Annotated in this window: 25 protein-coding genes; 19 read left to right on the top strand and 6 right to left on the bottom strand. The window is 67.7% G+C overall.

Going from position 1 to position 22,270, the window contains the following annotated elements:
* Positions 1–270: 270 nt before the first annotated feature.
* The 6 genes from YM304_RS08735 (at position 271) to YM304_RS08710 (ending at position 6,262) form a co-directional block, all read left to right on the top strand.
* A complete protein-coding gene (locus tag YM304_RS08735) occupies positions 271–1,194 on the top strand; it encodes an ABC transporter ATP-binding protein (RefSeq protein WP_015441302.1) in 924 nt (307 codons plus the stop codon).
* A complete protein-coding gene (locus YM304_RS08730) occupies positions 1,191–2,864 on the top strand; it encodes an ABC transporter permease (RefSeq protein WP_015441301.1) in 1,674 nt (557 codons plus the stop codon). Before YM304_RS08735 ends, YM304_RS08730 begins: the two co-directional genes overlap by 4 nt.
* Before the next feature lie 301 nt (positions 2,865–3,165).
* On the top strand, positions 3,166–3,687 hold the full coding sequence (locus YM304_RS08725) for a DUF421 domain-containing protein (RefSeq protein WP_015441300.1): 522 nt from the start codon (positions 3,166–3,168) through the stop codon (positions 3,685–3,687).
* Positions 3,688–3,785: 98 nt separating this feature from the next.
* On the top strand, positions 3,786–5,234 hold the full coding sequence (locus tag YM304_RS08720; protein WP_015441299.1) for a hypothetical protein: 1,449 nt from the start codon (positions 3,786–3,788) through the stop codon (positions 5,232–5,234).
* Positions 5,235–5,276: 42 nt separating this feature from the next.
* Positions 5,277–5,726 (top strand): hypothetical protein, encoded by a 450-nt coding sequence (locus tag YM304_RS08715; protein WP_015441298.1) that lies wholly within the window; start codon positions 5,277–5,279, stop codon positions 5,724–5,726.
* 149 nt (positions 5,727–5,875) lie between these two features.
* Positions 5,876–6,262 (top strand): cyclic nucleotide-binding domain-containing protein, encoded by a 387-nt coding sequence (locus tag YM304_RS08710; RefSeq protein ID WP_015441297.1) that lies wholly within the window; start codon positions 5,876–5,878, stop codon positions 6,260–6,262.
* A gap of 74 nt (positions 6,263–6,336) precedes the next feature.
* Here YM304_RS08710 and YM304_RS08705 read toward each other — a convergent pair whose 3' ends face one another.
* Positions 6,337–7,185 carry a universal stress protein gene (locus tag YM304_RS08705; RefSeq protein ID WP_015441296.1) on the bottom strand — a complete coding sequence of 283 codons (849 nt, stop codon included), beginning with the start codon at positions 7,183–7,185 and terminating at the stop codon, positions 6,337–6,339.
* A 164-nt stretch (positions 7,186–7,349) separates the two neighbouring features.
* Here YM304_RS08705 and YM304_RS24675 point away from each other — a divergent pair, with 164 nt between their 5' ends.
* Positions 7,350–8,201, top strand: coding sequence for a universal stress protein (locus tag YM304_RS24675; protein ID WP_015441295.1), 852 nt, complete (start codon positions 7,350–7,352; stop codon positions 8,199–8,201).
* 59 nt (positions 8,202–8,260) lie between these two features.
* Here the strand turns inward: YM304_RS24675 and YM304_RS08695 are convergent, their stop codons facing one another.
* Positions 8,261–8,671 carry a pyridoxamine 5'-phosphate oxidase family protein gene (locus YM304_RS08695; RefSeq protein WP_015441294.1) on the bottom strand — a complete coding sequence of 137 codons (411 nt, stop codon included), beginning with the start codon at positions 8,669–8,671 and terminating at the stop codon, positions 8,261–8,263.
* Between the two features lie 219 nt (positions 8,672–8,890).
* On the opposite strand from YM304_RS08695, the gene YM304_RS08690 reads away from it, so the two are divergent.
* The 3 genes from YM304_RS08690 (at position 8,891) to YM304_RS08680 (ending at position 11,529) form a co-directional block, all read left to right on the top strand.
* Complete coding sequence (locus tag YM304_RS08690) at positions 8,891–9,502, top strand: DoxX family membrane protein (protein ID WP_015441293.1); 612 nt, start codon at positions 8,891–8,893, stop codon at positions 9,500–9,502.
* A gap of 118 nt (positions 9,503–9,620) precedes the next feature.
* On the top strand, positions 9,621–10,154 hold the full coding sequence (locus YM304_RS23440; RefSeq protein WP_015441292.1) for a pyridoxamine 5'-phosphate oxidase family protein: 534 nt from the start codon (positions 9,621–9,623) through the stop codon (positions 10,152–10,154).
* 73 nt (positions 10,155–10,227) lie between these two features.
* Positions 10,228–11,529: an acetyl-CoA hydrolase/transferase family protein gene (locus tag YM304_RS08680; protein ID WP_041299361.1), complete on the top strand. Its 1,302-nt coding sequence runs from the start codon at positions 10,228–10,230 to the stop codon at positions 11,527–11,529.
* A 71-nt stretch (positions 11,530–11,600) separates the two neighbouring features.
* Here YM304_RS08680 and YM304_RS08675 read toward each other — a convergent pair whose 3' ends face one another.
* Complete coding sequence (locus YM304_RS08675) at positions 11,601–12,065, bottom strand: MerR family transcriptional regulator (RefSeq protein WP_015441290.1); 465 nt, start codon at positions 12,063–12,065, stop codon at positions 11,601–11,603.
* Between the two features lie 109 nt (positions 12,066–12,174).
* Between YM304_RS08675 and YM304_RS08670 the strand changes: the two genes are divergently transcribed.
* The 4 genes from YM304_RS08670 (at position 12,175) to YM304_RS08655 (ending at position 15,924) form a co-directional block, all read left to right on the top strand.
* Positions 12,175–13,212, top strand: a complete 1,038-nt coding sequence (locus tag YM304_RS08670; protein ID WP_015441289.1) for an aldo/keto reductase — start codon at positions 12,175–12,177, stop codon at positions 13,210–13,212.
* Positions 13,213–13,288: 76 nt separating this feature from the next.
* Entirely contained in the window at positions 13,289–14,566 is a 1,278-nt protein-coding gene (locus YM304_RS08665; protein WP_015441288.1) for an MFS transporter, read from the top strand.
* Positions 14,567–14,689: 123 nt separating this feature from the next.
* Positions 14,690–15,292, top strand: a complete 603-nt coding sequence (locus tag YM304_RS08660) for a ClpP family protease (protein WP_015441287.1) — start codon at positions 14,690–14,692, stop codon at positions 15,290–15,292.
* Positions 15,289–15,924 (top strand): ClpP family protease, encoded by a 636-nt coding sequence (locus YM304_RS08655; protein WP_015441286.1) that lies wholly within the window; start codon positions 15,289–15,291, stop codon positions 15,922–15,924. The genes YM304_RS08660 and YM304_RS08655 overlap by 4 nt, the downstream gene beginning before the upstream one ends.
* Here YM304_RS08655 and YM304_RS08650 read toward each other — a convergent pair.
* Entirely contained in the window at positions 15,874–16,278 is a 405-nt protein-coding gene (locus tag YM304_RS08650) for a helix-turn-helix domain-containing protein (protein WP_015441285.1), read from the bottom strand. The two genes, YM304_RS08655 and YM304_RS08650, sit on opposite strands and share 51 nt — an antisense overlap.
* 74 nt (positions 16,279–16,352) lie before the next feature.
* A complete protein-coding gene (locus YM304_RS08645) occupies positions 16,353–17,723 on the bottom strand; it encodes a M20/M25/M40 family metallo-hydrolase (RefSeq protein WP_015441284.1) in 1,371 nt (456 codons plus the stop codon).
* A 76-nt stretch (positions 17,724–17,799) separates the two neighbouring features.
* Here YM304_RS08645 and YM304_RS08640 point away from each other — a divergent pair, with 76 nt between their 5' ends.
* Both YM304_RS08640 and YM304_RS08635 read left to right on the top strand, forming a co-directional pair.
* Positions 17,800–18,492, top strand: a complete 693-nt coding sequence (locus YM304_RS08640) for a lipoyl protein ligase domain-containing protein (protein ID WP_015441283.1) — start codon at positions 17,800–17,802, stop codon at positions 18,490–18,492.
* A 155-nt stretch (positions 18,493–18,647) separates the two neighbouring features.
* Positions 18,648–19,031, top strand: a complete 384-nt coding sequence (locus YM304_RS08635) for an AhpC/TSA family protein (RefSeq protein ID WP_015441281.1) — start codon at positions 18,648–18,650, stop codon at positions 19,029–19,031.
* On the opposite strand, the gene YM304_RS08630 is transcribed toward YM304_RS08635, so the two are convergent.
* Positions 19,032–19,553, bottom strand: a complete 522-nt coding sequence (locus tag YM304_RS08630; RefSeq protein ID WP_015441280.1) for a nuclear transport factor 2 family protein — start codon at positions 19,551–19,553, stop codon at positions 19,032–19,034.
* A 116-nt stretch (positions 19,554–19,669) separates the two neighbouring features.
* Between YM304_RS08630 and YM304_RS08625 the strand changes: the two genes are divergently transcribed.
* Genes YM304_RS08625 through YM304_RS08615 form a run of 3 tightly spaced genes read left to right on the top strand, consistent with a single transcriptional unit; the run spans position 19,670 to position 22,087 of the window.
* Entirely contained in the window at positions 19,670–20,449 is a 780-nt protein-coding gene (locus tag YM304_RS08625) for an SDR family NAD(P)-dependent oxidoreductase (protein ID WP_015441279.1), read from the top strand.
* Positions 20,450–20,507: 58 nt separating this feature from the next.
* Positions 20,508–21,290: an SDR family NAD(P)-dependent oxidoreductase gene (locus YM304_RS08620; RefSeq protein WP_015441278.1), complete on the top strand. Its 783-nt coding sequence runs from the start codon at positions 20,508–20,510 to the stop codon at positions 21,288–21,290.
* Complete coding sequence (locus YM304_RS08615) at positions 21,290–22,087, top strand: enoyl-CoA hydratase/isomerase family protein (protein WP_015441277.1); 798 nt, start codon at positions 21,290–21,292, stop codon at positions 22,085–22,087. The genes YM304_RS08620 and YM304_RS08615 overlap by 1 nt, the downstream gene beginning before the upstream one ends.
* The last annotated feature ends 183 nt before the right edge of the window (positions 22,088–22,270 follow it).

Here is a 22,270-nt window from a genome sequence, read left to right as displayed (position 1 = left end):
AAATCACCCCCACGCGACGACATTTGGCCTGGGCAAAAATCACCCTCACGCGACCACTTCTGGCCTGGGCAAAAATCACCCCCACGCGACGACATCGAGCCTGGCCGAAAATCACCCCCACGCGACCACATCGAGCCTGGGCAAAAATCACCCTGTGGGTGGTGGCTCGCTGGGCTCGTCGTGGCGTCGTGACGAGCGAGATGACCTTCTCCTCTGATGTCGGCTGGCGGCGTCGGCCAGACTGAGGGTCGAACGTCGAAGGAGGAACGCATGACCGCAGCGATCGCCGCGTCGAACGTGGTGAAGACATTCGGATCCGTGCGCGCACTCGACGGCCTCGACCTGCACGTGGCCACCGGCGACGTGCACGGCTTCCTCGGACCGAACGGAGCGGGAAAGTCGGTCACCATCCGCATCCTGCTCGGCCTCCTGCGAGCCGACAGCGGGACCACGACCGTACTCGGAGCCGATCCGTGGAACGACGCCGTCGAACTCCATCGTCGACTCGCGTACGTGCCCGGCGACGTCAACCTGTGGCCGAATCTGTCGGGTGGCGAGACGATCGACCTGCTCGGGCGCCTCCGCGGCGGGATCGACCAACAGCGTCGCGCCGACCTCATCGACCGCTTCGACCTCGACCCCAGCAAGAAGAACCGCACCTACTCGAAGGGCAACCGACAGAAGGTCGCGCTCGTCGCCGGCCTCGCGTCCGACGTCGAACTCCTCCTCCTCGACGAGCCCACGTCGGGCCTCGACCCCCTTATGGAATCGGTGTTCGAACAGTGCATCAAGGAGGTCGCCTCGCAGGGACGGACCGTGCTGCTCTCGAGCCACATCCTCGGCGAGGTCGAGAAGCTCTGCGATCACGTCACGATCATCCGCTCCGGTCGGACGGTGCGAGACGGAACACTCGGCGAGCTGCGATCACTCGCCCGCACGAGCATCACGGCCACCACCGAACGACCCGCCGACGACGTGGCCCGCATCGACGGCACACACAACGTGCGTCACGACGGCGAACGACTGATGTTCGACGTCGACCGTGAGTCGCTCGACGAAGCGATCCGACATCTCTCCGGGTTCGGCATCACCTCGCTGACCAGCCAGCCACCAAGCCTCGAAGAGTTGTTCCTCCACCACTACGACGGCACGTCGGTGGCACCAGACGCCGCCCCCGACACGCCCGAGCGATGACCTCGTACGGGCCGAGCACCCTCCTGCCCGACGTCGAGCGCACCGCGAGATCCGGGCCGGGCAGCAGCGCTCGCACCGGTGGACTCGCCGGACTCGGCTCGCTGCTGCGGTTGCAACTCCGTCTCGACCGATTCCGTCTCTCACTCTGGTTCATCGGCATCGTCGGGCTGACCGCGGCGACCTGTCAGAGCCTGGCCAGGCTCTACGACACGCAAGCCGAACTCGACGGCTACGGCACGCTCGTGCGAGACAACGCCGCGCTGATCGTGCAAGCCGGTCCGGGCTACGGACTCGACGATCCGACGCTGGGCTCGGTGACGATGAACGAACTCGGCATCTGGATCATCATCGCGTTCGCCGTCATGAACCTGTTCGGCATCGTTCGCCACACACGCACCGCCGAGGAGACCAACCGAGCCGAACTGTTGCGTGCAGCTCCGATCGGCAGGCACGCGTCGCTGACCGCCGCGTTCGCCGGGATGGCGATCAGCGACCTGGTGATCGCCGGCGGCATCGTCGCCACGCTCGTGGCCTACGGGCTTTCGACCGTCGGCTCGCTCGCGTTCGGGTCGACGCTCGTCGCGTCCGGAATGGTGTTCGCCACCGTCGCCGCCGTGGCCTCCCAGGTCGCCGAGCGGTCGCGAGCAGCTCTCGGACTCGGCGGAATCGTGATCGCCGTCTCGTTCGTGCTTCGAGCCGTCGGCGACGTCGGCGACGGCCGGCTGTCGTGGTTGTCGCCGCTCGGCTGGGCGCAGGCCATCCGTGCCTTCGCGAACGAGCGGTGGTGGGTGCTCGCGCTGCAACTCGGCGTCGCTGGGGTCGTCGCACTCGTTGCGGTCTCGCTGGAAGATCGACGCGACCACGGCGCTGGAATGCTCACGCAGCGAGCGGGGCGCCCGGAGGCGTCCGACCGCCTCGCATCACCGCTCGGCCTCGCGTTCCGGCTCCATCGCAGCTCGATCGTCGGCTGGTCGCTCAGCTTGGGCGTGTTCGGATTCTTCTACGGAATCGTGGCCGACCAAGCCGAATCGATCATCGAAGACAGTCCCGACATGGCCGACTTCTTCGCACAACTCGGCAATGCCTCGATCACCGACGCGTTCCTCTCGACCTCGGTGCTGATCCTCGCGCTCATCGCTTCGGCGTTCAGCGTCAGCTCGGTACTGCGGCTTCGGCGGGAGGAGACCTCGACGCACGCCGACGTGATCCTGTCGACGGCGACCTCGCGGCGTTCGTGGGCAGCGAGCCACCTCGTGGTCGCGTCGATCGGGTCGCTGGTGGTCATGACCGCAACCGGACTCGGAGTGGGGGCGGGCTACGCCGTCATGACAGGCGATCTCTCCGACGCTCCGCCGCTCCTGGCGGCCGCGCTGGTGATGACGCCTGCTCTGTTCGTCATGTCGGCCGCCGCGTTCAGCGTCGTCGCGATCGCTCCGAGGTTCGCACCGTCGGCGTGGGGACTCGTCTTGTTCGCGTTCGTGGTCGGCATCTTCGGATCGGTGTTGCACCTGCCGACCTGGGTTCACGACCTCTCCCCCTTCCAGCACGTTCCGGCGATGCCCGCCGAATCGTTCGATGCCGTCCCGGTCGTCGTCCTGCTCGCCGTCGCCACCGCGCTCTCGGCGCTCGCCTTCGCCGCCCTCGACCGACGAGACATCGCCCTCTCGTAACGCCAGCACCACCGCCCAAACGACCACATTTGGCCTGGGCAGAAATCACCCTCACGCGTACACATCGAGCCTGGGCAGAAATCACCCCCACGCGTACACATCGAGCCTGGGCAGAAATCACCCCCACGCGTACACATCGAGCCTGGGCAGAAATCACCCTCACGCGTACACATCGAGCCTGGGCAGAAATCGTCGCGGTGGTTGGGCTGCTACCAATGGTTCATGGACAGCAGCAGCCGCAACTTCCATTCGTCTCGACGACCGAGTACCGGTCACGGACCGACGCTCGGGTGGTGGTGACGTGTTCGCCGACTGGATCTGGACATCGTGGGAGCAGGCCGGACTCGTCGCGCTCTCGGCGGTCATCATGGTCACGCTCGTCATCGGCGCCATCCGTGTCATCGGGCTGCGCTCACTGTCGAAGATGTCGAGCTTCGACTTCGCCGTCACCGTCGCCATCGGCTCGATCCTGGCCAGCGCAGTCGCCACCTCGACCCCGGTCGCCAACGGCGTCGTCGGCATCGCCGCCCTGCTCATCGTGCAAGCCGTCATCTCGATCCTGCGCCGCACGATGTCGTTCGGCACGATCGTCGACAACACCCCGCAACTGCTCATGCGCGACGGAGCGTTCGACGAGGCGGCGATGACGAGGTGCCGGGTCACGCGCAGCGACGTCGTCGCGAAGCTCCGTGAAGCGAACGTGCTGCAACTGTCGCAAGTGCGCGCCGTCGTGCTCGAGACCACCGGCGACATCAGCGTTCTGCACGGCGAGGTCGACGTCGATGCCATGCTCCTCGACGGGGTTCGCGGCGCTCACCCGTAGCCGCCCGTCGCCCGACATCTCCCGACATCTCCCGGCCCCGAGTCGGCAGCCGAATCACCTGGCCTACAGCTCCCGCAGCATGTTGCCGATACAGCACCATGCGCATCGGCCCGCCCCTCCTCCTCGCCGGCGCGCTCACGCTCGGCGCCTGCGCGTCGTCGAGCGACGTCGAATCGACGTCGTCGTTCTCGAATCAGAGCGGCGAGCGACTTCCCGACGTCGACGAGGTGGCCACGACCACCACCGCCGCCGCCACGACCACGACGACCGCTGTGGCTGAGCCGCCTCCCACCGCGTCGAGCACGACCGTGCCCGGCACGCGTCCGGTCGACGTCGACTCGAAGGTCCTGCTCGCGAGCGACCTGCCCGGATGGGAGGTCGGGACTCCGATGAGCGTGCCGGCCGAGCCCACCTGGCAATCGATCGACTGCCCCGACATGAACACCGCGTGGGAAACGACCGGTCTCGCCGGCGTGCGCAGTCGCGGAACGAACGGCGGCGCGTCGTTTCGCAACACCGCCGTCGAACTCGACACTCCCGAGGCGGCCAGCGACGTGCTCGACGCCGTCGACCGGGTGTGGACCGACTGCCCGATGATCGCCGTCGACCTCGAGAGCAGCTTCTGGAGCGAGCCGATCGTCATGCCGAGGTCAACCCACACGACCGCCGGCATCGTCATCGGGAACGCCGACTTCCCGAGTTGGACACTCGCGTACTGGCAGGTCGACAGCACCGTGGTCGTGCTCGAGGTCGAGGGGGACGAGATGTGGACGTACGTCGACCTGCTCATGACCACGCTGTCGGAGCGCCTCGACGGCAACCCGGCACCGGTGTCCGACCCCGGCAGCGTCGACTCCGTTCCCGTCGCGACCAGCGTCCCCGGCACGCCGAGCGATGAGGCACCGCCGACATCTGTCTTCGTGCCGGCCATCCCCGTCACCACGACGACCGTCCCGGCCGGCGACGAACCGCACACCGAGCCCTCCGCCGAGACCTTCCCGCCTCCGCTCGCCGACTGGGCGGATCACCCCCTCGCTCACCTCGCACCGTCACCCGCCGAACTCGGCGCGGGCTGGAACTACGAGTACGGACGCCGCAACGAGGCGGAGCCCGCCGATCCCGAGGACGCGATCGATGACTGCGACGGACCGATCCCGCCGAACCTCGACGGCTTCGACATCGACTACCGCAACGCGTGGACCGACGAAGAAGTGTCGATCATGGTCGGCGACGGCGCACCGGCCGAGAGCCAGATCTGGATCGAGGCGTTCCGCGCACTCACCGAGTGCGACCTCTTCGCAACGGGCACCCCCAACACGTTCGACGTCGCCCAACGGGCGATCGCCGGGGCAGACGACGCGATCATCATCGCCGGCGACGTCGACTTCGGCACCGAACCAGCGGTCGCCCAAGCACTGGGGGCCGCGCGTGTCGACGGCGTACTGGTCGCCGTCTTCTCGGCCCGAACGATCGAGGACGAGCACAGCCTCGACGACGCCATCGACCGCGTCGACGACGTGTTGCAACGGCTCGTCGACCGCATCTGAACGGTCGGCAACAGACCGCCGCGGCGTGTGAGAGAGTGCCACATGGCGTTTGGTGAATCGTCCGGACCTCCGGCATCGGCACGGCAACTCCGTGAGCTCTTGGAGCTCCTCGAAGCCGCCGGGCACTCCGGCTACCGAGATGCCCGCGGCCCGATGGGATTCACACAGCGGCAGGCGGGCGGCAAGTTCACCACCTCCGAAGCCGACGAGTTCATCGAGCGTCTGCAGATCGAGATCCACGGCGACGGCCCACCCGCCGGATCACATGCCCCTCCCCCGTCCAGAGCACCCAAGCCGACGTCTCCGACCTCCTCGGGCCCGGCTGCCCCGCTTCGCCCGGCCGCGCGCCGCCCGGTCCCCCGCGCCACGCCGACGCCCGACACCGGAACGCCCTCGTCCGCTTCAGCCGGCCCCAGCTCGCTCGCCGACGTGCCGGTCGAAGAACTCGCCGCGGAGCTCCAACGCCGAGGCTGGATCGTGATCGAACCCTGAGCAGCAGCGCTCGGCGATTGCGACGCTCGCACCGACCGACACCGAAATCGGTCGTGTCGCGTGCGTGCTACGTTCCCACCACTGACGACACCGAGTGCCACGCCGCCGCGCCACTGCGGCGGCGCCGCCCGGGATGAAGGGGAAAGTGCATGCGGGCAGAAGACATCGCCTCCAGCAAACTGTTCGAAGGGCTCACCCGAGAACAACTCGAACGCTGCGCAGCGCCGTTCAAGGAAGTCGAGATGGTGGCGGGGTCGAGCCTCGCGAAGCAAGACGACTTCGCCTACAAGTTCTTCGTGGTCCTCGAGGGCGAGGTCGACGTCCACCGCGACTTCAAGTTCGTCGCCCGGCTCGGACCGGGGGATCACTTCGGTGAGATGGCGCTCGTCCGCAACGAGAAGCGCAACGCTCGTGTCACCGCTCACACTCGCTGCCGACTCGGCTGCATGATGGGCTGGGACTTCAAGGCCATGACCGACGAGCTCCCCACCGTGGCCGAGCGGATTCGCGCCGTGATCGCCGAACGCGACGACTGACCACCAGCGCCACCCGCACCACCGGCCGCAAGGCCCTGCGACTCAGCGGCCGCGGCGCAGCACGTCAGCTCGCCTCAGGCCGACGGCACCACGGCGATCGGGCACGGCGCCTCGTGGAGCAACCACGTGGTCACCGAGCCGAGCACGGCGTGCGCCACGCTGCCGATGCCGCGTGGACCGACCACGACGAGATCAGCGTCGCTGAGCGCCTCGGCCAACGCTTGGCGCGGGCCGTGCAGCACGAAGTTCCGAGTGGCCCGGCCGTCGGGATCGGCCGCGTCGGCGGCCGTGGAGATGCGGGTTCGTGCTGCCTCGACCTCGTCGGGGTGCAACTCGGCCACGCGCTCCGGGCTCAGCCACGGGATCACGTCGATCGCCACGAGCGCCTCGACGTCGCTACCTTCCGGAGCGATCGAGATCGCCCACCGGAGCGCCGCCGACGCCTCCTCGCTGCCGTCGAAGCCGACCACGATCCGCTGCAATCCCTTGACGTCGCTGTCGTCGGGAACCACGACGACCGGGCCGTTCGCATGAGTCACCAGGTATTGGCTCACCGAGCCCAACAGCCGGTGCTTCAAGGCGCTGATGCCACGGCGGCCGACGACGAGCGGCGAGCCGGGCCCCGACAGCTGGAGCAGCGCCGGCGCCGGATGGCCTTCGACCACGCGCAGGTCGTCGACCCGCTCGGCATCGTCGAGTTGCTCGATCGACCGCAACGCCTGGTACTCGACCTCGGCTTGCAGGCCGGCGCGGTCGAAATCGATCGGGCGGCGCCCGGCCATCGCCGCGATCGGCAGCGGAACGTGCCAAGCCGCCACGGGGGCGACTCGATCATCGTTGAGTTCTGCGACGCCAGCGGCCCAGCGCAGCGCGCTGAACGCACCGGACGAGCCATCGAGTCCGACGATCCATGTGTTGGCCATACCCACATCATGGCCGATCGGCGGGTGCAGGTGTCAGAGTCCAAAGACCCTCGCTCGACGTCGACGAGATCGTGGGACCTCTGGCCCTGACGCGCGGCAGCGACCATCGTCACCATGGTGGTGGAGCGGCGCCATCCGGAGTGCCGGCCGAGAGAGGAAGAGCAATGGTCCAACACCTCATCGTTCCCGTCGACGGGTCGAAGGAATCGTGGAAGGCGTTCGACGTCGCCCATTCACTCGCCGTTCGCTGCGACGCCGACATCCGAGTCGTGCAGGTCGAGTACGACCCGCTCGGCCGCAACCTGGCCGCGGCGCAACTTCGCGACGAGGTCGATCAACGCGGCCCGTTCGACGTCGAGGTCACATCCGAAGTCCGGCTCACGAACGATCCGGTCGCCGACGAACTCGACCGTCTCGTCACCATGCATCCGGGAGCGGTCGTCGTGATGGCCTCGCACGGCAAAGGCCGATCGGCGGCGATCCTCGGCAGCGTCACCGAGGGCTTGCTCCAGCGTTCGTTCGGACCGTGCGTGTTGGTCGGCCCGCATGTCGAGCCCGACGACTTCTCCGGTCCGGTACTCATCACAGTCGACGGTTCGGACGAATCGGAGACGGCGCTTCCACTCGGCGCGGCGTGGGCCACCGAACTGCGCGCCACACCGTGGGTCGTCACGGTGTCGGAGCCGAACAACGGAGGCCTCCCTCCCGGCGGCGACGTCCTCGATTCGAACTATCCCGCTCGGCTCGCACAGGAGTTGCAGACGGCATCGGGACACCCGGTCGAGTTCGACGGTCTCCACGGCAAGCATCCGGCGGTGACGGTCGCCGACTACGCCGCCCGCCACGACGCTTCGCTCATCGTCGCAGCATCACACGGCCGCAGCGGCCTCTCCCGATTCACGCTGGGAAGCGTCGTGTCGGGGTTCGTCCGCCACGCGACCTGCCCGGTGTTGGTCACCCGGCTTCCGCACCCGGCCACGGCCGACGGCCACGCCGCAGTCCCCGCCCGAGCCTGAGCCACGAGCGCTGCGAGGGGTATCCGGTCACGCCGGATGCCCCTCGTTCGCGTCCGCGGTCAGGGCAGCTGCGGATCGGGAGCGAAGCGACGGCCGGTCACGACGTCGGGGGTCAGCCGCACGTACGTGGGCTTGGGGCCGGCATGCCATGTGCTGATGTCGACGTCGAACGTGTCGACGATGGCGGAACGGCCACGGACCACGGCGACGGGACCTTTGAGCACGACGCTCCACACGAGTTGTGATGTGTCGTCGACGCGATCCGCTTCGAACGTCGCCCGCTGACCGTCTTCGGCGAGCCGCAGCTTCGTGCCGGCACCGGTACGGAACACGACCGAGCCGTGATCGACGACGAAGTTCACGGGAAACACCTCGATGTCGTCGCCGCCCTGCAGTGCAATCCGCCCGACCGGCGTCTGGCGGAGCAGCGACCAGCACGTCGAGTTGCCGAGGTCTTCGATGTCGTTCATCGATCACTCCATCGGGTCTGGTGCATCGAGGCTGGTGCACGCTCCTCGCCCATTGTGCGCCCGACCGCCACCATCCGCCAGGGCCTTTCGTCACCCACTGCGCTCACCCACTGCGATCACGGCGCGGCTCCGTCACCAACGCATGACTTTCGGCCCTGTCGATCGACGGCGAACGAGCGCACGATGGGCGGTGAGATCAACCAACAGAAGGTGAGCACGATGACGAACACGACCCAATCGACCATCCCACCGATCCACATCGACGGCGACCAGACGGCGACGAAGCTCGGCGCCGACCGACCGTCCCCGGCCGAGCGTCCGCAACGGTCGGCTGATCCGGCTCGCAGCGCCTGGCTCGATCGACTTCTCGCCGTGGCACGCCTGTCGGTCGGGTGGGTCTTCCTGTGGGCGTTCCTCGACAAGACCTTCGGTCTCGGGTTCGCGACCGAGTCCGATGCGGCCTGGCTCGAGGGCGGCTCACCCACCGAGGGATTCCTGACCTTCGGCACCAAGGGTCCGTTCGCCGGCTTCTACCAAGACATCGCCGGCGCCGCCTGGGCCGACGTGTTGTTCATGGTCGGCCTCCTCGCCATCGGCGCCGCCCTCATGCTCGGCATCGGCATGCGCGTCGCGGCCGTATCGGGCTCCCTCATGCTCGTGATGATGTGGACCGCCACCCTGGCACCCGAGAACAACCCGTTCATGGACGATCACCTGATCTACGCCATGCTGCTCGGCATCCTGGTGCTCACCAACGCCGGTGACACCTGGGGCTTCGGCAAGGCATGGCGAGCACTGCCGTTGGTCGCCCGCAACCGCTGGCTCGTGTAGCAGGCTGATTCCGATGCGCACCGACGCTTCGACCGATCGGTCGCTCGATCACCCGATTTCGACCACGAAAGTCCAGCACGATCTGGCACGACCACGACAAACGAAGGAGGATCGCACCATGGAACATGTCATCGGGGGGACCGAGGAGCTGCCGCAGGAAGAGTGCTGGCACCTCCTCGAAGGAACGAGTGTCGGACGACTGGCGATCTCGATCGCCGACAAACCCGACATCTTTCCCATCAACTACGTCGTCGAAGGCGGCAGCCTGTTCTTCCGGACCGGTGCCGGGACCAAATTGGCCGCGTCGGCACTGCTGCACAACGTGGCATTCGAGATCGACGGCTACGAGCCGGCGACGCGGACGATCTGGAGCGTCGTCGTCAAAGGACGGGCGCACCAGGTCGAGCACATGGAAGAGGTGTTCGCTGCCGAAGAACTCCCACTGTTCCCGTGGGCTGCACATCCGAAACCGAACTTCGTGCGCATCGACCCGACGAGCGTGACCGGTCGCCGATTCCACATCCTCGACGATGTCAACCCCGACGCGTCGATCGGCTGGGAGCCACCGCACGCGCCGCCTGCGCCGAGCGCCGTCGTCCCGCGACCCGGCGACGAGTACCACCCCGGCGCTCCGTACATGCGCCCCGATTGATGCCACGGCCATGCCCCGCCGGGCGCCGTGGCGTCCACGAACGATGAGCACGACCGGCCTCTACAGTCGCGCCATGCTCCGCCATCACGCATCCGGCGTCGACGCGCCCAACACCCCTGCTGACGTCCTCTCTCACCTCGGTCCGTCGACCGAGCTCATCGTGCCCCTCGCCAACGGCGAACCGACGGCGGTGCTCGACGCAATCGAGGCCGGCGTCGCCGCCGAACCCGACCGGTTCGAACATCTCCGTGTGCACCAGATGCATGCGATCCACGACCGGCCGTACCTCGCCGGAGCGCTGGGCGACCGCCTCCGGCACGTGTCGTACTTCCTGTCGCACATCACCCGCCCGCACTTCCGCACCGGCGAACTCGATCTCGTCCCGGCCCACTTCTCCGAGGTCTACGGCCTCATGGCCGACCGCACCGACGACCCGCTCGTGGTCGCTGCGGCCTCACCGCCCGACGAGCACGGCTACTTCTCCCTCGGTGTGTCGTCCGACTACACCTCGAGCTTCATCGGGCGTGCCCGCATGTTCCTCGAAGTGACCGATGCGATGCCACGCACGTTCGGCCGCAACCAGGTCCACGCCTCTCAGGTCGTCGGGTGGTGCCGCAGCGATCGACCACTGGTCGAGGTGACCCCCGTCGAACCCGGCGAAGCCGATCTGGCGATCGCCGCGCTCGTCGCCGAGCGCATTCCAGACGGCGCCACCCTGCAGACCGGCATCGGTGCGATCCCCAACGCGATCATGTCGGCACTCGGGAACCACCGTGACCTGGGCATTCACACCGAACTCCTGTCGGACGGGGTGGTCGACCTCATCCAATCGGGCGTGGTCAACGGGGTGAAGAAACGTCTCAACCGCACCAAGACCGTCGGCACGTTCGCGCTCGGCACCAACCGGTTGTACGAGTTCCTCCACGAGAACACCGCCGTCGAACTGCACGCCGTTCGTTACGTCAACGATCCACGGATCATCGCCAACGAGTCCGACTTCGTGTCGATCAACGCGACGCTGTCGGTCGACTTTCTCGGCCAGTGTGCCTCCGAGACCATCCAGGGTCGCTACTACTCGTCGTCGGGCGGCCAGAACGACTTCGCTCGCGGCGCGATGTACTCCGATGGCGGGCAAGGCTTCGTCGTACTCCACGCAACGACGTCACGCGGTGACTCGCGCATCGTTCCGACGCTCGACCCGGGCGACGTGGTGACCACCCCGAAGAACACGGTCGACAAGGTCGTGACCGAGTTCGGTGTGGCCGAACTGCGTGGCCGGTCGATCACCGAACGCACACGGGCGCTGATCGGCATCGCCGACCCGGCGCACCGCGAGGCGCTCACCGCCGAGGCGCGGCGGAGGTCGTACCTCTGACGCACGACGTGCCGAGTGCCTGGCAGCCGGGCAGCCTGGCAACGAACGTCCCGGCGGATGCCCGCACTCCGTCACGGTTCGACGAGGCGAACGCTGGTGATCGCGTCGGGCGAACAGTCGAGATCGACGCCGCGTTCGGCCGCTTCGTAGTGCTCGATCTTGCGGTCGAGGATCGCGAGCGCCTCGACCAGATCGTCCATCGCTCGTTGCACGCGCCGACGATGCTCGACCAGCACCTCGCGCCGTTCGGCCGGGGTGCCCTCGTCGTTGCGCACGAGTTCGGTGTAGCGGGCGATCTCGCTCACCGGCATCGCCGTGGCCCGGAGGCGACGCACGAACGTGATCCAGCCGAGATCGTCGGCGCCGTACACGCGTCGACCCGCTGCGTCACGTTCGACGTGCGGCATCAACCCGGCTCGCTCGTAGTAGCGCAGGGTGTCGATGCTCAGCCCGGTCAGCTCGCTGACGTCGCCGATCGAGAAGTGTGCGTCGTCAGCCGTCTCGCTGTGGCCGGCTTGCTCCACGGACATCGTCATGTCTCGACGTTACCCACTTGACCTGGAGCGCGCTCCAGGATGTTGAGTGGTCTCCATGACCGACCCCGCCTCCCCTCCCGTTCACTCGCCGACACCCTTCGGCGGCCTGATGCCCACCGTCGGGCTCGGCGCGTCCGGCCCGATCGTGTCGCGGTTGGCGCTCGGCACGATGACGTTCGGCGTCGAGACCGACGAGCGCGACGCCCACCGCCAACTCGACACGTTCGTCGCTGCAGGCGGCACGTTCGTCGACACCGCCGACGTCTACGGCGCCGGTGACTCCGAGCGCATCATCGGCCGTTGGATCGAGCGGCGAGGCGGGGCCGACGATCTGATCATCGCCACCAAGGGCCGCTTCGCTCCCCCGGCGGGTTCACACGGCGCCTCACGACGCAGCCTTCGGCGATCGGTCGACGCCAGCCTCCACCGTCTGGGCGTCGAGGCGATCGACCTCTACGTCGTGCACGGCTGGGACGAGCACACCCCGGTCGCCGAGACGCTCGGCACCCTCACCTCGCTGGTGCGCGACGGCAAGATCCACGCCATCGGCTGGTCGAACGTGACCGGCTGGCAGCTCCAGCAGATCGTGACGACGGCGACGCTCGGCGGCCACATCTCGCCCGTCACCGTGCAGCCCCAGTACAACCTGCTCGACCGTGGCATCGAGATCGAAGTGATGCCGTGTGCGCTCGACGCCGGGCTCGCCATCACACCGTGGTCGCCCCTCGGAGGCGGCTGGCTCACCGGAAAGTACGAACGAACGCGCCGACCGACGGGCGCCACCAGGCTGGGCGACGACCCCGATCGCGGCGTCGAGGCCTACGACCTCCGCAACACCGACCGGACCTGGCGCATCATCGACGAGGCCACCGCCGTCGCCGCCGAGCACGGCCGACCGGCGAGTCACGTCGCGCTCGCCTGGCTGCTGGCGCGGCCGGGCGTCGCGTCGGTACTGCTCGGTGCGCGCACGGTCGAGCAACTCGACGACAACCTCGCGGCGGTCGACCTCGTCCTCGACGCGACCCAACTCGACCGCCTCACCCGAGTGTCGGCCATCGACCTGCCGCCGTACCCCTACGGCATGATCGAGGACTTCTGCGATGTCGATGTGTGGCAGCGACTCGGCACCACCGACACACCCACCTGAAGGGCGCACCGGCGACCATTCGCATCCGTTCGATACCGAGCCGTTCGGCCACGCACGCAGCGGATAGGTTCGTCCGGTGCCCGACGCAGACCTCGACCTCGGCGTGATGCGCATCCCGGCGGTCCGGCGTTATCTGGCCTCGGCGGCGCTGTCGACGACCGGCATCTCGTTGATGCTCACCGTCCTGTTCAAGCAGGCGTTCGACATCACCGACGACGCCCTCACCATCGGCATCATCGGCTTGCTCCAGTTCGTGCCTGCGGTGCTCCTCGTCGTCGTGAGCGGCTACGTGGCCGACCGGTTCGACCGACGGCGAGTCACCGCACTGATGACGGTGGGGCGGGTGCTGTGCGCGGTCGCGTTCATCGTCTACAGCCGCGACGTGGGCGACGTGTCGGACGGTTCCGACGCGGCGATCTGGCCGGTCTACGTCATCACCCTGGCGTTCGGCTCGTTCGACGCGATCGCCATCCCGGCGCGTCGAGCGATCGCCCCGCTCGCCGTGGAGCGAGAGTTGCTGCCGAAGCTCGTCGCGTCTGCAGCGGTCACGTACGTGCTCGCCACCGTCGTCGGGCCGATCGCCGGCGGATTCCTCTACAGCGCCGGACCCGACCTCGCCTATCTCGTCGTCGCCGTCCTGTTTCTCGCGTCGATCCCGCCGATCCTGCGCACGCCGTACGCCAACCAGCCGACGAGGATCACCGAGCGACCATCGGTCAAGTTGGCCCTCGAAGGCCTCAGCTTCATCCGCCGCTCCCCCATCGTCCTGTCGGCGATCTCGCTCGACATGTTCGCCGTGCTGTTCGGCGGCGCCGTCGCGCTCATCCCCGTCATCGCCGAGGAACGACTCGGTGTCGGTGACATCGCCTACGGCTGGCTGCGCGCCGCCCCGGGCATCGGCGCCGGCATCACCGGCCTGGTCCTGGCCGCCCGCCCCGTCACGCGGCGCGTCGGCCCGACGCTCCTCGCCGTGGTCGCGATCTTCGGCGCGTTCCACGTCACGCTCGGACTCACCACGAACTACGCCGTCGCCTTCGTGTCGCTGGTCATCGCCGCCGGTGCCGACATGGTGTCGATGACCATCCGATCGACCCTGGTGCCCCTCGCCACGCCCGACAGCCAACTCGGCCGGGTCACCGCCGTCGAGAGCGTGTTCATCGGCGCGTCGAACGAACTCGGCGCCTTCGAGAGCGGCGTGGCAGCGCGGGCGATCGGTGCACCGTGGGCCATCGCCGGTGGTGGCATCGCCACCGTGGCCATCGCCGCGGGGTTCGCTGCCTTCGTGCCGACACTGCGCCGGATCGACACCTACGACGACGTCGACGCCGAGGTCGGCGAGCCGTCGGTCGCCTGATCGCTCGCCGGGCCCGGCTCGGCTCGGCTCGGCTCGGTTCGAGGTGGTCAGCCACCGAATCGGCGAATTCTGCCTGCAGCAGAACCGTGCTGTCCCGGCGGTCGGTGCGGCCACGATGCCGCCATGCCAACACTCACCGACGAACGACTGGCCGACCGGCTGCTCGAGCGGCGCATCGTGCTGCTCGGCGAGGAGGTGACCGACGAACTCGCCAACCGCGTGGTCTCCCAACTCCTCGTGCTCTCCGCCGACGACCCCGACTCCGACATCTCGATCTTCATCAACTCCCCCGGCGGTTCGGTCCTCGCCGGGCTCGCCATCTACGACACGATGCAACTCGTGCCCAACGACGTCGGCACGGTCGCCATCGGCCTCGCCGCGAGCAAGGGCCAGGTGTTGCTGTGCGGTGGGGCTGCCGGCAAACGCTTCGCCCTCCCCAATGCGCAAGTGCTGATGCACGAAGGATCGGCCGGGTTGGGCGGGTCGGCTGCCGACGTGGAGATCCAGGCCGCACAACTCACCTCCACGCTCGACCGCATGCGCTCGATCATCGCTCGCCACACCGGGCGCTCCGTCGACCAGGTGATCGACGACGTCGGGCGAGATCGCTGGTTCGACGCCGACGAGGCACGCGACTACGGCTTCGTCGACCGCGTCGTGTCATCGCTCGACGACATCCATCCCACCCTGCGGTCCCGCCCGGTCGGGCTCACGCCGACATCATGAGCAGCTACACGATTCCGTCGGTCATCGAACACACCGCCCGAGGCGAGCGGGTGACCGACATCTACAGCCGACTGCTCAGCGAACGCATCGTCTTCCTCGGCACGCCCATCGACGATGGTGTCGCCAATGTGATCGTCGCTCAACTCCTGCACCTCGCTGCCGACAAGCCGGCGGCCGACATCAGTCTCTACATCAACTCGCCGGGCGGCTCGTTCACGGCGATGATGGCGATCTACGACACGATGCAGTTCATCGGCCCCGACGTGGCGACCATGTGCGTCGGCCACGCCGCGTCGTCGTCGGCGATCCTTCTCGCTGCCGGTGCCGCCGGGAAGCGGTCGGTGCTCCCCCATGCCCGCGTGATGCTGCATCAGCCGCACACCGACGGCAGCCGGGGTTCGATCAGCGACCTCAAGCTCGAAGCAGCCGAACTGGCGCGCATTCGAGACGAAGCCGACGAGATCCTCGCTCGCCACACCGGCAAGACCGTCGACACGGTGCGCGCCGATTCGGATCGAGCGCTGGTACTGGCCGGCTCGGCTGCGGTGAGCTACGGCGTGGCCGATGTGGTGCCGACGGCGTCAGGCCGCCCGGAGCTGGATGCCCGAACCGCCCTGCGACCCGGTGCGTAGGCGTTCGACACAGCGTTCGAGCACCTCGATCAGCGACACGTCGAGGGCGTCGGTGACCGCAGCGAGCACGTCGGACGAGACCTCCTTGCGGCCGCGCTCGATCTCGGAGAGGTACGGCAGCGACACGGCGGCCTCGGCGGCGACGTCGGCGAGCACGCGTGCTTGGCGCAGACGTTCGTCGCGGAGCACGTCACCGATCACCGTTCGCAGCCGTGGTTCGTCGTGCGAGTCGGTCGCGGTGCGCCTCCCGTTCGACGGGAACGGGAGCACATCGGCGAGCACGTCATCGCCGCCATCACGCTCGGGCGCTCCCGGCACCGTGTCGGATTCGCCCTGCGGTTCTCCGGTCGACATGACGAAACCCTAGCCACCCCTCCCCCGACCAGAGTTGGTGACATCGCTCCCGGAGCGATGTGACCAACTTTGGCTCAGTGCCAGAGGCGGTTGCAGACGTCGAGCCACATCTGGGTGGTGAGTTGCAGCGATTCGATGTCGATGCGCTCGTCGTTGCCGTGGAAACGTCGGAGGAACTCCGGCAGGCTCACCTTGTTGCTCAGCAACCCGGCGCCGTACGCCTGCACGCCGCGCTGACGGAAGAACCTGGCGTCGGTCGCCCCGGTCACGAGGCTCGGGATCACCTTGGCATCGGGGTAGGCCATCCGGATCGAGTCGGCCAACGCGTCCCACATCGGAGTGTCGGTCGACGAGAACGGATTGCTCTCGGGGAGATCGGGGCGCATCGCCTCGACGTCGACCGACGGGGCGAGATCGTCGCCGATGATCTCGCGCAGCTGCCGTTCGGCGTCGTACTTGTTCTCGCCCGGTCGGAGGCGGATGTCGACCCACACCGTCGCTTTGTCGGGCACCGTGTTGCCCTTGCGCCCGGCTCGCATCACGTTGCTGCTGAACGTGGTGTGACAACACGAGTGCACGTTGCGCGCCAGGTCGGTCGGCAACTCCGCGAGGGCGTCGTCGATCGCGGCCGGGTCGATGAGTCGAGCCGTGAGGTCGTCGCCGAGGCCGAGCGACCGGATCCGCTCGGTGAACATCTCGTCGATCAACGGGTCGGCCTGGTGCTCGGCGATGCGACTCACGATCTTGGCGGCCTTGACCAACGCGTTGTCGGTCGCATAGGGCATCGAGCCGTGTCCGGGCGTTCCGTGCACGGTGATCTGGAACGGCGCAGCCTGCTTCTCCCCGGTCGTGAGCAACACCGTCGTGCCGTCGGCGCCGACCGACGGGGTCCCTCCGTACTCGGTCAGCACGTAGTCGCAGCGCACCGCATCCCAGGAGTTGGCGACGATGTCTTTCGCCCCGAGCGCACCGCCCTCCTCTTCGTCGGCGACCGCGAAGTACACCAGGTCGCCCGGGTGACGCTTGCCGGTGCGCACGATCTCGCGAAACGCCACGAACATCGACGAAGTGAGGTTGAGCATGTCGACCGCACCACGCCCCCACACCTCGGGGGTGCCGTCGGATGCGACGATGATCTCTCCGCCGAACGGATCGTGGCGCCACCCTTCGGGGCTCGCCGGTACCACGTCGGTGTGCCCCATCAGGCAGAGCGCCGGCGCTGTGGGGTCGGTGCCGGCGTGTCGAGCCACCAGAGAGGTGCGGCCCGGGGCGACCTCGATCAACTCGTGATCGATGCCCAGCTGTTCGATCTCGTCGCGGAGCAGCGTGGCCGTCCGGTGCTCGTGGCCCGACTCCGGCGTGCCGTCGTTGACGCACTGGTTGCGGATCATCTGCTGGAGCAGTTCGACCGTCTCGCCACCCAACTGCTCGATCGTCGCACCCATCCCACCACCCTCCCATACCCGTCATTCGGTGTCTGACACCGTTTGACGCAGTTCGCGTGGGGATACCGTTCGATCGGTGAGCGAGTGGTCGGTCGAGGTGAGCGTCGGCGAGGCCGGACCGTTTCACCACCGCGACCTCGCGTCGGTCACCGCCCCCACGGTGTGGATCCATCGGGTCGAACGAGCGGCGCTCGTACTCGGGAGTTCGCAGCGCGACGACATCATCGACCACGACGCCGCCGCAGCACTCGGCGTCGAAGTCTGCACGCGGCGTAGCGGCGGCGGGCTCGTGCTGGTCGATCCCGACGCGAGCTGCTGGATCGACGTGTTGATCCCGCCGAGCCACACGCTGTGGAGCGACGACGTCAACCGCGCCTTCCACTGGGTCGGCGACACCTGGCTGCGCACCCTCACCGGTCTCGGAGTCCCCGATCTCACGGTGCACACCGGCCGGCTCGAACACGCGGCCGAGGGTCGGTTCCTCTGCTTCGCCGGGCTCGGACCGGGCGAGGTCGTCCAGCACCGCGACGGCGCGAGCGACCCGAGCAAGGTGGTGGGGCTGTCGCAGCGACGCCAACGCCACGTCGCCCGTTTCCAGGGTCTGCTCGTCAACGGCACCGACGACGACATGCTGCGAGCCTGCGTCCGCGCCGACGCCTGGCCCGACGGACTCTCCCCCGAGGGTGTCGCCACCGGGCTCGCCGATCCGGTCGATCTCGGCGTGCTGCCCGATGCGTTCCTCGCCGCGCTCCCGGGGGCTGCGTCGTGATCGCTCGACCGACGATCGGCTTGCCGGCGCCCGACATCGACCTGCCGTCGAGCCGCGGCGGGCGATGGAAGCTCGCCGACCATCGGGGACGAGCCGTCGTGGTCGTCTTCCATCGCCACAACCATTGACTGCCGTGTGGAGATCACGCCGCCGCCGTGAGCGAGCGCATCGACGAACTGGGTGACGACACCGACGTGGTGTTGATCGTGTTCGGCGACGAACCGTTCGAGCAGTACGAGGCGCGCAACCCGCTCGCCTTCCCGATCCTGCGCGACCTCGACCGCAGCGTCTATCGGGCCTACGGGCTCGGTCGAGGCTCGTTCACCGACGTCTGGAACTGGGCGGCTGTGAAGAAGTACGCCTCGATCCTCCGACGCGGGCGTCGACATCTCGAACGCGCCACCGAAGACACCCGCCAGTTGGCCGGTGACTTCGTCATCGCTCCCGACGGCACACTCGCGTGGGGCTACTGGGGAGACGGCCCGGCCGACCGTCCCTCGGTCGACGACGTCATCGCCGCGGTCGCCGCATCGCGCTGATCACGGGCCGAAGCGTCGTCCGTTCGACGGGCGATCGAACGCGCCCTGCCGGAACGCCGCTGCGTCGATGGGCATCCCGTCGGGAACAGCCTGCGCCGTGTCGCCTTCGTGCACGCACACTCGATGCAGGATCCGCCACTCGCCGTCTCGCTGCTCGTACTCGTCGAGGTAGCGCCCGTACCAGGTGTCGAGCACTCGCTCGTCGGCGCGCATCAGGTTGGTGACGTTGTAGACCTCGCCGCGCCCGGTCCGTCCGTCTCCGCTGATCTCGACTCGATGGTTGAAGATCGAGTGCATGGTCCACGCCCACCGGGTGTGTCCGGTCATGCAGTGCTCGACGAAGTCGTGGGCGTTGCCGACGAACGTGCCGTGGTCGTCGGTGCCGTCGGGCCAGTACGCCGATCGCATCGTGTCGGGGTCGAGGCGATCGACCCCGTGGCTGTAGCGGCGGGCCGCCTCGCGGCACGCTTCGACGGCGAGCAGCGTCTCGAGGGTCGGCGTCGGATTCGAGATCGTATTCATCCCGCCATCCCTACATCGACGTCCGACATCGAATCGAGGCGGGCGTTTTTGTTACGGTCCGCCACGACCGACACACGTCGGTGTCATTCACTCCAACATCAGGGTCAGGGGAACCAATGGGAGCACTCGACGGCAAAGTTGCCTGCGTCACCGGCGGCACGCGCGGGATCGGCCGGGCCGCGGCCGAGGCATTCGTGCGCGAAGGCGCGAAGGTCGTCATCAACGGCCGAAGCGAAGAGAAGGGCAAGCAGGCGATCGCCGAGATGGATGCGGGCGACGACGTCCACTTCATCGGTGGCGACGTGAAGACCCGCGAGGGTTGCGAAGCGATCGTCAACGGCACGGTCGACCACTTCGGCCAGATCGACATCCTGTTCGCCAACGCGGGTGGAGCGTCGAACCACGCGCCGGTCGTCGACCTGACCGACGAGGCCATGCAGGATTCGCTCGTGTGGAACTTCTGGCACACGTTCTGGACGATGCAGACGGCCCTCAAGCACATGATCCCGCAGCAGTCGGGACGCATCATCACGATGAGTTCGGTCGAGGGCAAGATGGGCAAGCCCGGGCTCTCGATCTACGTCACGGCGAAGCACGCCATCAACGGCCTCACCAAGTCGGCGGCGCAAGAGGTCGGCACGATGGGCATCACGGTCAACTCGGTCTGCCCGGGAGCGATCGAGACCGACATCATGAAGGCCGAGGGTCCGCCCGCCGCCGCAGCGATGGGGCTCGACTACCAGGGCCTGCTCGACGTGTTCGCCGAGGAGTCGGCGATCAAGCGACTGAACGAGACCCGCGACGTCGCGGAGATCTGCGTGTTGCTCGCCTCCGATGCCGGCGCCGGCATCACCGGATCGATGATCTCGGTCGACGGCGGGACCTCGCCGTACTGATCGACGTTCGCCACATCACGACGCTGCACAAGATCAAGGACTGAAAGAGGAATCGACAATGGGAAAGCTCGACGGAAAGGTCGCCTGCATCACGGGCGGCACACGGAGCATCGGCCGGGCCATGGCCGAGGCGTTCATCGCTGAGGGCGCGAAGGTGGTCGTCAACGGCCGCAACGCCGAGAAAGGCGCGGAGTGTCTCGCCGAGATGGGGGCCGGTGACAATGCCGACTTCTATGCGGGCGACGCCGCCAAGCAGGATGCTGTCGAAGGGCTGATCGACTTCACGATCGAGCGGTACGGCCAACTCGACATCTGCTGCCTCAACTCGGGTGGTGTGCTGAACACCGCGCCGGTCGCGCAGATGAGCGACGAGGAATGGCAGCTCGAGATCGACTGGAACCTGAACCATGTGTTCTGGGGGATGCGGCGAGCGCTGCAGCACATGATCCCGCGTGAGTCGGGTCGTGTGATCGTCACGTCGTCGGTCGAAGGCAAGTTGGGCAAGCCCGGCATTCCGGGCTATTCGGCGACGAAGCACGCCGTCAACGGTCTGGTCAAGGCGGCGGCGCAGGAGGTCGGCACGCTCGGCATCACGGTCAATGCGATCCTGCCGGGTCTGATCGAGACCGACATCGTCCGTGACACCGGCCCGGATTCGGCGGTGGCGATGGGGCTCGACGGCTACGACGCACTCATCGAGATGTTCTCGGCGGAGTCGGCGATCAAGCGTCCGAACAAGGTCGAGGAGGTCGGTGCCGTCGCGCTGTTCCTGGCGTCCGATGCTGCTCGCAACATGACCGGGAACATGTTCCCGGTCGACGGTGGAACAATGCCGTACTGATGAGCACGCTCGACCTGGAAACCATCAAGTACCACACCGAGAACGGCGTCGCGCACGTCCGTTTCGATCGTCCGGAGGGCGCCAACGCCGTCAATCCGCAGTTCTCGAAAGATCTGCGCGATGTGATGATCGAGATCGAGTTCGACGACGACGTGAAGGCGGCGTCGTTCACGGCGGAGGGCAAGGTGTTCTGTGCCGGCGGCGATCTCAAGCTGTTCGCCGAGGTCGGGGACCAGGTGTCTCGCCTGGCGACCGACATGCTGGTCGATTTCCATGGCGCGATCTACAAGATGAATCGGCTGCCGAAGCCGTTCGTCGCCGGGGTTCGTGGTGCTGCGGGCGGTGCCGGTCTGTCGCTCATGGCGGCGTTCGATCTGGTCGTGTCGGCCGAGTCGGCCAAGTACACGATGGCGTACACCAACGCCGGGGTCACGCCCGACGGCACGTCGAGTTACTTCGTGGCGCGCCACATCGGTCTGCGTCGGATGATGGATCTCACGCTCACGAACCGTGTGCTCGACGCGGCGACGGCCGAGGAGTGGGGTCTGGTCAACCGGGTGGTTCCCGACGACGATGTCGACGCCGAGACGGCTGCGTTGGCACAGAAGCTCGCCGACGGCCCGGCGTGGGCGCTCGGTCATGCGAAGCGTGTGATCTACGAGGGTTACGAGCGGGCGCTCGAGTCGGCCGGCGAGTTCGAGGCGGTCACCATCTCGGCGTCGATGGACACCCACGACGGCCAAGAAGGCATCGCCGCCTTCGCCAACAAACGCAAGCCCACCTTCACCGGCAACTGATCCGAAACACCGAGCGCGATGCGCGTTCGTCCTTGGGACAAACGCGCATCGGCCGAGCCGTGGGTGGCGTCACCACAAGTGTTCAAGACGGCCGGCGCAGGGAGCGCCAGCGACCAAGCCTGGCTCGACGGCGATCAAGCTTCGACAACCCCCAACGTGGCGGTGAGCCGTCGAAAAGCGTTA

The organism is Ilumatobacter coccineus YM16-304 (assembly GCF_000348785.1).
In the GTDB taxonomy this organism is placed as follows: domain Bacteria; phylum Actinomycetota; class Acidimicrobiia; order Acidimicrobiales; family Ilumatobacteraceae; genus Ilumatobacter_A; species Ilumatobacter_A coccineus.
The sequence above is the reverse complement of the archived record's forward strand: the minus strand, read 5'-3'. Positions and strand labels throughout refer to the sequence as shown.